This window comes from Anaerolineales bacterium (genome assembly GCA_016928575.1).
Lineage (GTDB): Bacteria > Chloroflexota > Anaerolineae > Anaerolineales > RBG-16-64-43 > JAFGKK01.
Window position 1 is genome coordinate 18,290 of sequence record JAFGKK010000014.1, and the last position, 9,236, is coordinate 27,525.

The following is a 9,236-nucleotide window of genomic DNA, read 5'->3' on the forward strand; positions in this document are numbered from 1 at the left end:
TGTGCGCCGTGGCCTTCTGCCTGGCGCTGATTTTGTTCCTGCTGTTGACGACGGACCAATCCCCGCAATGGATCTATCAGGGGTTCTAGCTTGAACCCGCCTTCACGGTTATGACCTTAACCCACATCCTGGTCTTCGCGGCGGTCTCCTTGGCGGCGGGGGCAATTCCCCGGGCGCGGAAATGGATCCTCTGCGCCGCCGGAATCCTGGCGGTGTACTGGATGCAGCCGGCGCTGCCCGTCCGCAACTTGGATTTCTGGCTGCCGACGGGGTCGGTCGGGCTGGCGGCCTGCGTGTGGGCGCTGACGGCCGGGAAGGGCGGGGGCCGGCGCGAGAATGCGGCCGCCGCGGCGGTGGTTGCCGCCGCAATCCTGGCTGTGGCCTTGACCCGCTACGTGGCGGCGGATCCCTTCCTGACGCCGTCGCGTCCTCCGCAGACCGAATGGGTCCTGATCGCCCTGCTCGCCGCCGGCGCACTCTTCGCGTCGGCATGGATGATCCCGGCCCGCCGGTGGATCCTTGCGGCGGCGGTGGCCGCGATCCTGGCGTTGTTCATCATCCTTAAAACGGATTCGCTGGCGCAGGCGGCGGCGGGCTTCCTGCGCCGCGCGGCCGGCCAATCCGCGGAGTTCGCTTCCCCGCTCGATATCCGCTGGCTGGGATTTTCCTACATCGCCTTCCGCCTGATCCACACTCTGCGCGACCGGATGACGGGGCGGCTCCCGGAATGCGACCTGCGCGAGTTCCTGGCCTACATCGTTTTTCCGCCGGCCGTTGCCGCCGGACCGATCGACAGAATCGAGCGCTTCCTCAAGGATTTGCGCGCCGCCCCGGCTCCGATCGCGGAATTGTTCCCGCCGGGCGCCGAACGGATCGCGGCGGGAATCTTTAAAAAGTTTGTCCTGGCCGACGGCCTGGCGGTCCTCGCGCTGAGCGCCGCCAACGCCGATCAGATCGCCGCCGGGCCGTGGACCTGGTTCTTCCTCTACGCCTACGCTCTGCGGATTTATTTCGATTTCGCCGGATACACCGACATCGCCGTCGGGCTGGGGCGCTGGGCAGGCGTGACCCTGCCGGAAAATTTCAACCGCCCTTACCTCCAGCCGAACCTGACGGCGTTTTGGAATTCCTGGCACATGACGCTGGCGCAATGGTTCCGCTCCTACTTCTTCAATCCGCTGACCCGCGCCCTGCGCACCGGCTCCCGCCGCGTTCCGATGGGCCTGATCATCTTGGCCGGCCAGCTGGCGACGATGGCGCTGATCGGGTTGTGGCACGGAGTCTCCTGGAATTTCCTGCTGTGGGGTTGCTGGCACGGATTCGGTTTGTTCGTGCACAACCGGTGGAGCGAATGGAGCAAAGCCCGGGTGGCGAATCTGGAAAGCCGGCCGCTGGCGAAAAAAACCTACACCGCCGTCGGCACCCTGGCCACCTTCCATTTCGTCGTCCTGGGCTGGGTTTGGTTCGCCCTGCCGAGCGTCGCAAATTCGGCGCGGGTCTTCCTGCGCCTGTTCGGAGCATCCGGATGAGAAAGGGAGCGGACGCCGATGGCTGAGCGCGGACGGTTCATCCGCAACGTGGTGATCAAGGGGCTGATTCTGTTCGCCGCTGCGAACGCGCTCTTGGCCGCGGTCGACCTCTTGCCGCTGTTCGGGCGGATCTCCGTCTACAACCGGATCGTCCCTGGGCGCGTGCGCCTGCCCTACGGCGACGACCCGGCGGCGGACTACAGCCTCAGCCTCTACAACCTCGAGGCGATGTTCGCTTCGCACGAGATCGACGCGCCCCGCGCCGAGGGCGAATTCCGAGTCGTGCTGATCGGGGATTCGGCGACCTGGGGATTCCTGCTCGAGCCCGAGGAAACGCTCGCCGCGCAAATCAACCGCCGCGGCGCCGCTGGTATCCGAATCTACAACCTCGGGTATCCGACGATGACCTTGACGAAAGACTTGTTGATGCTGGACCGCGCCCTGCGGCGCCAAGTCGACCTGATTGTCTGGCTGGTGACGCTGGAATCCATGCCGCAGGCAAGACAGCTCGAATCGCCGATCCTGCAGAACAACGCCGGCGAGGTCCGACGGCTGATCGCGGCATACGGACTGGCATCGGATCCGGAGGATCCGCGCCTGGTCGATCCGGCGTGGTGGGATCGGACCTTGGTCGGCGGGCGGCGGGACCTCGCGGATCTGGTCCGCCTGCAGATGTACGGCTTCCTGTGGGCGGCGACCGGCGTGGATCAGTCGATCCCGGCGGACTTCGACCGTCCGCTGAGGGACCTGGAAGCCGACGAGAGTTTCCACGGCCTGCTCCCTCCGGAGTTGCGGGAGGCCGACCTGGCGTTTGACGTGCTGGCCGCCGGACGGGCGATGGCGGGAAGCATTCCGCTGTTGATCGTCAACGAACCGATCTACGTCAGCGACGGGTTGAACAGCGGCATCCGGTATAATTTTTTCTACCCGCGCTGGGCGTACGACCGGTACCGCGCGATGCTTGCCGAATGGTGCCGCCAAAACGGCGCGGCGTTCTACGATTGGTGGGACCTTGTCCCGCCGCAAGAATTTTCCAACAGCGCCATCCACCGCACGCCGGAAGGGGAAGCGATGCTGGCCGGGCGGCTGGAGGCGGAGTTGATCCGGGAGATATATGGGCGGTAAAAGTTGCTGGAGGATGACCGCCGCGGCCGGCTGTCTCGCGGCGGCTCTATCGGCCTGCGGAGAAGCTCCGCCGCCGTCGGCGGCGGGGCTTTCGGAAGCGCAGACCGCGGAAGGCTCCTCCGCGGTTCCGACCGCCGCCCGGACGCCGGCGGAAACCCCCGCCTTAAGCGCGACGCCGCGCCCGTCGCCCGCTCCCGACGAATGGAAAACGTATCCGCCGGTCCCGGCGTTCACCGGCCGGGCGGCGGACATCTTCAGTCAAGGGCAAGCCTTGGGCCGCGATCCGCGAGCCTTTTCCAAGATCGGCGACTGCCAAAACATCACCACCTATTTCCTGGCCGATTTCGAAGATCCGGCGAAATACCGCCTCGGCCCGTACGCGGACCTGCAGGCGACGATCGACTGGTTCGCGGGTTCGTTCGGCAGAAAAAGCTTGTCGGTCAGGGGCGGCCTCAACGTAGCGGCAGTGATGAATCCGCTGATGGCCGACCGGGAGTTCTGCCGGGCGGGAGAAAGCCCTCTGGCGTGCGAGTTGCGCCTTCACAACCCGAGCATCGCCCTCATCAGCTTCGAGGAGGCGTGGGACGGAGACGTGCCAAAGTACGAAATTTACCTGCGCCAGGCGATCCAATACACGCTCGATCAGGGGATCGTTCCGGTCGTGGCGACCAAAGCCGACAACTTGGAGGGCGGCCATCGGATCAACGCCCTGATCGCCCGGCTGGCCTGGGAGTACGACGTGCCGCTGTGGAATTTTTGGGCCGCGGTCCAACCCTTGGGCTCGCGCGGACTCACCGAGGACGGCTTTCACCTGACCCAAACGGCCGATTACCATAATTTTTATTTCGACATGCCCGCCTCCAAATGGAGCGGCTGGATGGCGCGCAACCTGACCGCGCTGCAGGTGCTGGACGCGGCGCGGCGGTCGTTGACGCAGCCGGCGGCCTGAGAATGCGAGGAGCCCATGAGCGACGAGATTGTTTCCGCCCTTTCCAAATACATCGCCGAACAGGTGTTGAAGCAGCCGCAGCGGACGATCGCCCCGGACGAAAAGCTGATCTCCTCCGGCATGATTGATTCCTTCCACTTGGTGGATCTCTCGCTGTACGTCGAAGATTCCTTCGGCGTGCATTTGGACGACACCGAACTGAACGCCGAAACCTTCGACAGCTTGGCCGAGCTGGCGGCGGTCGTCCGCGATCGGCGGAAGCCCGCGTGACCACCTTCTTCTCCCGGCTGGAAGCCCTTTATGCCAAGCATCCCGGGCGCACGGCCGTAGAATGGATTCTTCCGCGCGCGGCGGATGTTCCCATGACCACCCGGGATCTGGTCTGCGGCGCGGCGGGATACGCGGCCGCGTTCGAGGCGGCCGGCATCCGCCCGGGCGAAGTGGCGGTCCTGATCCTTCAGCACTCCGAGGCGCTGGCCGCCGCCTTCTTCGGAGCGGTGCTGCACGGCGCCGTGCCGGCCATCATGCCCTTCCTCACCGAGAAACTCTCGCCGGATTCCTACCGCCGTTCGCTGAAATCCCTCTTCGAGGTCACTTGCCCGGCCGCGGTCGTCACCTATCCGGAATTCCTGGAAGAAGCGCGGGCGGCCACCGCCGGCACTTCCGTGCGGCGCATCCTGCGCGCCGCGGACGCCGTGCCCCGGCCGGAACCCGACTTCTCCGTTCTGCGCGGCCGGGAACGCAAGGCCGAGGATATCGTCCTGCTCCAGCATTCCTCCGGCACCACCGGCCTGCAGAAGGGGGTCGCACTCTCGCACCGGGCCGTGTTCCGCCAGCTCGAAATCTACGGGGAGGCGATCCGCCTGCAGGGCGGGGACACGGTCGTTTCCTGGCTGCCCCTGTACCACGACATGGGTCTGATCGCCGGCTTTTTGATGCCGATCCTAACCGGAACCCCGCTGGTGCTGATGTCGCCCTTCGACTGGGTCCGCGCGCCGTACAAACTCCTGCAGGCGGTTTCACGGCGCCGCGGGACTCTTTCCTGGATGCCCAACTTCGCGTACAACTTCTGCGCCCAGAAAATCCGTGACCGGGACCTGGAAGGGGTGGATCTTTCCTCCTGGCGCGCGGTGATCAATTGCTCCGAGCCGATGCACTCCAAAAGCCACCGCATGTTCCTCGAGCGGTTCCGCGGTTACGGGCTGTCCGCGGGCGCGCTGGCCACCAGCTACGCGATGGCGGAAAACGTGTTCGCCGTCACCCAAGGCGGGATCGATCGGCCGGTGACGGTCGATTCGATCAGCCAACGCGGCTTGCTGAGCGAAAGGATCGCGCGGCCGGCGAACGCGGGGGAGGATTCCATAAACATGCTCTCCTGCGGGAAGCCCTTGCCGAACGCGGAGGTTAAGATCGTCGACGACGCGCAAAGCGAACTGCCCGAGCGGTGCTTGGGGGAGGTGATGCTGCGCAGCGATTGCATGCTGACGGAATACTACCGCCGGGCGGACCTGACCGAAAAGGCCTTCCGCCAAGGCTGGTTCCTGACCGGCGATCTGGGGTATCTGGCCGAGGGCGAGGTCTATATCACCGGCCGAAAGAAGGACCTGATCATCGTCGGCGGAAAAAACGTTTATCCGCAGGATTTGGAAGCCCTGGCTTCCGAGGTGCCGGGCGTCCATCCCGGCCGGGTTGTCGCCTTCGGGGTCTATAGCGAGGAAATGGGGACGGAAGAAGTGGTGATCGTGGCCGAGCGAGACGCCCCGGAAGATGATTCCCCGCGAGGGGATGAAGGTGTGGAACGGTTGGCGGAGGAAATCCGTCGGATGGTGACCCGCGGATCGGACATCGCCCTGCGGCAGGTGAAAGTGGCGGACCGCGGGTGGCTGCTCAAAACCAGCTCCGGAAAAATCGCGCGCTCGGCGAACCGGGAAAAATTTTTGGCCGAGCGGGAAACCTCACACTAAGAAAGGGGAGAAAAACCGTTTCTGCTCAGACGGCGATCGTCATGCCGGCGCCCGCCCTCGGCGTGTTCTTTGCCGGGGGTGAAATTAGCCGGCATCCAGAAAATCTTCAATAAATACCGGGCTCTGGCTTCAAACCCCGCTTCCCCCGCTTCCCCCGCTTCCCTCGCTTCACTCGCTTCGCGCATTTTCCCCGCTTACCTCGCTTCCCCCGCTTCCCCCGCTTCGCGAGGGCAGGCGCGAGGGCAGGCGCGAGGGCCGGCGCGAGGGAGCCACCCCGGGGTTACGGACAAAACCAATAACACCAGTGATGTTAGGCTGAGATTATTCAGTCGAAATACGCTGCCGGAGCAGTTGCGAAAATCCATCGCAATTAATCCCCCATTTGCCGCGACCGGCCCGCCGGGCGGGATTTCTTGTCCCTTTTCCTTGACAGCCTCAATCCGCGGGAGTATAGTCGCAACAGAATGAATCTTTCACACAGGAGCGTAGATCCGCCGTCATTCGATACGTCGGCACCATGGACACTAACCTTTCTTTGGACCCGGACCACCCAACCCAACCCCGCGTGAAGACCGTACCTGACGTCTGTTGAGACGAAGGCCGGGCCGCTTGCCGATTGGCCTGTCCCCCGCGTTTCCAACGACGCGGGGGTTTTGTTTAATCTCGACTGCAGGAGAATCTGGCATGGCGTATGTCCGCGAACTCATCGGCCGGCCGGTCGCCGACGTAAGCGGCCGGCAGATCGGAACCCTTTCCGACCTGATTGCCACAACCCAAAACCGCATCGCCCATCCGCGGATCGTGGCGATGGCCGTGCGCTCCAACGGGAATCCGATGATGATTCCGGTTTCGGCGGCGACGGTCCTGATTGCGCCCGCCATCCCGTTGAAGCACCGGGTGAAGGATCTGCCGGTGTACCGGCCCGCCAAGGATGACCTGTTTCTGGCGCGCGACGTGCTTGACAAGCGGATCATCGACATCAACGGCGTGCGCGCGGTGCGGGTGAAGGATCTGGAGTTGACGCGGGTCGACAACGACATCTACGTGGCCAACGTGACCGTCTGCGGCGAGGGAAGGGGAGGATGGCTTCGCAACCTTCTGCGGCGGCGGACGGACGATCCGGCCGCCGGGGCGATTTCGTGGGAAAACGTGGAAATGCTTCCCGGCTCCAATCCGATGCGGCTGAAGGTTTCCGGAGACAAGCTCAGCGATCTGCATCCGGCGGATTTGGCCGACATCGTCCGGGACCTGAACCGCGAGGAAAGCGGCCGAGGGCTGCTGGACCAGATGGTCGTGGAGAAATTGGCCGACGTGCTCGAGGAAACCGATCCGGAAGTGCAGGCGGATTTGATCGAGCACATGCCGGACGAAAAAGTGGCCGACGTGCTGGAGGAAATGGCGCCCGACGAGGCGGCCGACCTGCTGGCTGAATTGCCGCGGGGCCGCTCCGAAGATCTGTTGGAGCTGATGGAGCACGAAGAGGCCGAGGACGTCCGCAAACTGCTGGCCTACCCGTTGGATTCCGCCGGCGGGCTGATGAACACGGAATTCCTCGCGGTTCCGCCCGCGCTGACCGCCGCGGAGGCGATGGCGGTCCTGCGCCGCGAGGGGCCGAAGATCCAAAACCTGTTCTATATCTACGTCACCGATGAATCCGGCCGCTTGAGGGGCGTGTTCTCCCTGAGGGACCTCGTCCTGGCGGATCCCGGCACCGCGGTGACGGAATTCATGCACGCCCGCGTGTTCACCGTCCGGCCGGAGGACAGCCAGGACGACGCGGCGCACGCGATCTCCAAATACAACCTGCTGGCCGTTCCGGTGGTGGACGAGGAGAACCGATTGCAGGGGATCATCACGGCCGACGACGCGCTGGACAAGATCATCCCCACCGCCTGGAAAAAGCGCATGCCGCGCTTGCACCGCTAGGCGCAGATGCCGCCTTCCGAGAGCCGGCGGGGCGCAGCGCCGACGCGCCTCCGCCGCTAGAACCAATCTAATTTCTTAAGGATCAACACCACCGTCAAAGACAGCAGCAACGATATCCCCAGGATGATCGGAAACGCCGAAGGGTGCGCCCCCAGCGGGAGGGCGACGTTCATCCCGTACAAGGCCGCCACCAGCGCCGGGAAGCTGAGCACGATGGTGATCGAGGTCAGCAGTTTCATCACCTGGTTGAGGTTGTTGGAGATGATCGAGGCGAAGGCGTCCATCATCCCGCTCAGGATGTTGCTCTCGATGCTGGTCATCTCGATCGCCTGCATCGTCTCGGTCAGGGCGTCGTCGAGCAGTTCGGCGTCGTCCGGGTATTTTTCGAACAGCTGACCCTTCTGCAGGCGTTCCATCATCAGCTCGTTGGCCTTCAGCGCGGTGGTGAAGTAGGTCAGGCTCTTTTGGTAGCGGAGCAGTTCCATCACTTCCTGGTTGCGGATCGAGAGCTGCAGCCGGTCTTCGAGGGCTTCGACGACTCGGCTGATCTCGCGCAGGTAGGCCAGATAGCGGACGGACGCGTTGAGCAGCAACCGCAGGACAAAGCGGTTGTGCTTGGCGGTGGAGAGATCGCGCACCCGCCCGGCGGTGAACTCCTGGAGGACGTCGGTGTTCATCCGGCACACCGTGAGGATGTGGTTGGCGTTGAACAGCACCCCGAGCGGAACGGTGGCGTAGGGCACGTCCTCCACCTCGCCCCGGAAGTAGGGGATGCGCATCAGCACCAGCCAGTCGTCGCCCTCGCGCTCGGCCCGCGGGCGTTCGTCAGGATCCAGCGCGTAGGCGACGTTGTCGGCGGGGAAGCCCAGCCCCCCTAACTGGGCGATTTCCGCCGGGGTCGGATCGACGGCATGGAGCCAGCATCCGTTGACCGGCTCGGAAAGCGTTTTCAATCCCTGTTCGTCATTGCGGAAGATGAGCAGCATCGCGCGTGCCCCCGGTTTCTTCTGGATGAGGAATCCGCCGTCATCCCCCATTTTTCAGCGCCAAAGCGATTTTACTCCCAAGTGCCGGGCACGCGAACCCCGAAAAGCCGAGATGCGGAAGAATGGATGGCGTCTATTCCGTTCCCGAAAGCGGGGCGGCCTCCCTGGGGTTCGCCCCGGCGGATGGAGAGAATGGTGGGAATTCCCCTCACGAAAGGCGTGTTCGGGACAGGGAACCCACAGGGTTTCGCGGATCCCCTGATTGATAATAAAAAATTGAAGGTGTCTGCTATGCTTATTACACATTGAGAAGAAATCCTGCACTTTTCCATCCTCGCCCCTATTCCCTGGCCCCTTCCCCTTCTCCTGACATAAGTCAGGAGAGGGGGAAGGGGTTGGGGGGATGAGAGTGAGGAGAGAGGCGGGACGAGAGGTTGAGGAGATACATAAAGAAGAAGAGCGGCACAGATGCCGCTCTTCCCTTTGAGGCGACGGTGGGAATTGAACCCACGGTGAGGGTTTTGCAGACCCCTGCCTTGCCACTTGGCGACGTCGCCGGTATGAATGCGCCCCGTTTCCGGGGCGCATTCCAGAGCGGGCGAGGGGATTCGGACCCCCGATCTTCTCCTTGGCAAGGAGACGTTCTACCACTGAACCACGCCCGCCAGTTTCCGCTTCCGCGGAGGTGCCGAGACCCAGGATCGAACTGGGGACACCGCGATTTTCAGTCGCGTGCTCTACCAACTGAGCTATCTCG

Annotated in this window: 7 protein-coding genes and 3 tRNA genes; 6 read left to right on the forward strand and 4 right to left on the reverse strand. The window is 63.9% G+C overall.

The genetic code is table 11. The features are described from left to right. The first annotated feature begins 110 nt into the window (after positions 1–110). The 6 genes from JW929_02140 (at position 111) to JW929_02165 (ending at position 7,493) form a co-directional block, all read left to right on the forward strand. Positions 111–1,529: an MBOAT family protein gene (locus JW929_02140; protein ID MBN1438185.1), complete on the forward strand. Its 1,419-nt coding sequence runs from the start codon at positions 111–113 to the stop codon at positions 1,527–1,529. An 18-nt stretch (positions 1,530–1,547) separates the two neighbouring features. Further along, positions 1,548–2,654, forward strand: coding sequence for a hypothetical protein (locus JW929_02145; protein MBN1438186.1), 1,107 nt, complete (start codon positions 1,548–1,550; stop codon positions 2,652–2,654). Then, the gene (locus JW929_02150; GenBank protein MBN1438187.1) at positions 2,644–3,603 is read left to right on the forward strand and encodes a hypothetical protein; all 960 of its coding nucleotides are present in this window, start codon (positions 2,644–2,646) and stop codon (positions 3,601–3,603) included. The genes JW929_02145 and JW929_02150 overlap by 11 nt, the downstream gene beginning before the upstream one ends. A gap of 15 nt (positions 3,604–3,618) precedes the next feature. Next, positions 3,619–3,873, forward strand: a complete 255-nt coding sequence (locus tag JW929_02155; protein MBN1438188.1) for an acyl carrier protein — start codon at positions 3,619–3,621, stop codon at positions 3,871–3,873. Further along, positions 3,870–5,567, forward strand: a complete 1,698-nt coding sequence (locus JW929_02160) for an AMP-binding protein (protein MBN1438189.1) — start codon at positions 3,870–3,872, stop codon at positions 5,565–5,567. Before JW929_02155 ends, JW929_02160 begins: the two co-directional genes overlap by 4 nt. A gap of 684 nt (positions 5,568–6,251) precedes the next feature. Then, positions 6,252–7,493 carry a magnesium transporter gene (locus JW929_02165; protein MBN1438190.1) on the forward strand — a complete coding sequence of 414 codons (1,242 nt, stop codon included), beginning with the start codon at positions 6,252–6,254 and terminating at the stop codon, positions 7,491–7,493. 56 nt (positions 7,494–7,549) lie between these two features. On the opposite strand, the gene JW929_02170 is transcribed toward JW929_02165, so the two are convergent. The 4 genes from JW929_02170 to JW929_02185 form a co-directional block, all read right to left on the reverse strand. Beyond that, positions 7,550–8,479, reverse strand: coding sequence for a magnesium transporter CorA family protein (locus JW929_02170; GenBank protein ID MBN1438191.1), 930 nt, complete (start codon positions 8,477–8,479; stop codon positions 7,550–7,552). A gap of 486 nt (positions 8,480–8,965) precedes the next feature. Continuing rightward, positions 8,966–9,036, reverse strand: a tRNA-Cys gene (locus JW929_02175). 36 nt (positions 9,037–9,072) lie between these two features. Beyond that, a tRNA-Gly gene (locus JW929_02180) sits at positions 9,073–9,144 on the reverse strand. Positions 9,145–9,165: 21 nt separating this feature from the next. Next, a tRNA-Phe gene (locus JW929_02185) sits at positions 9,166–9,236 on the reverse strand.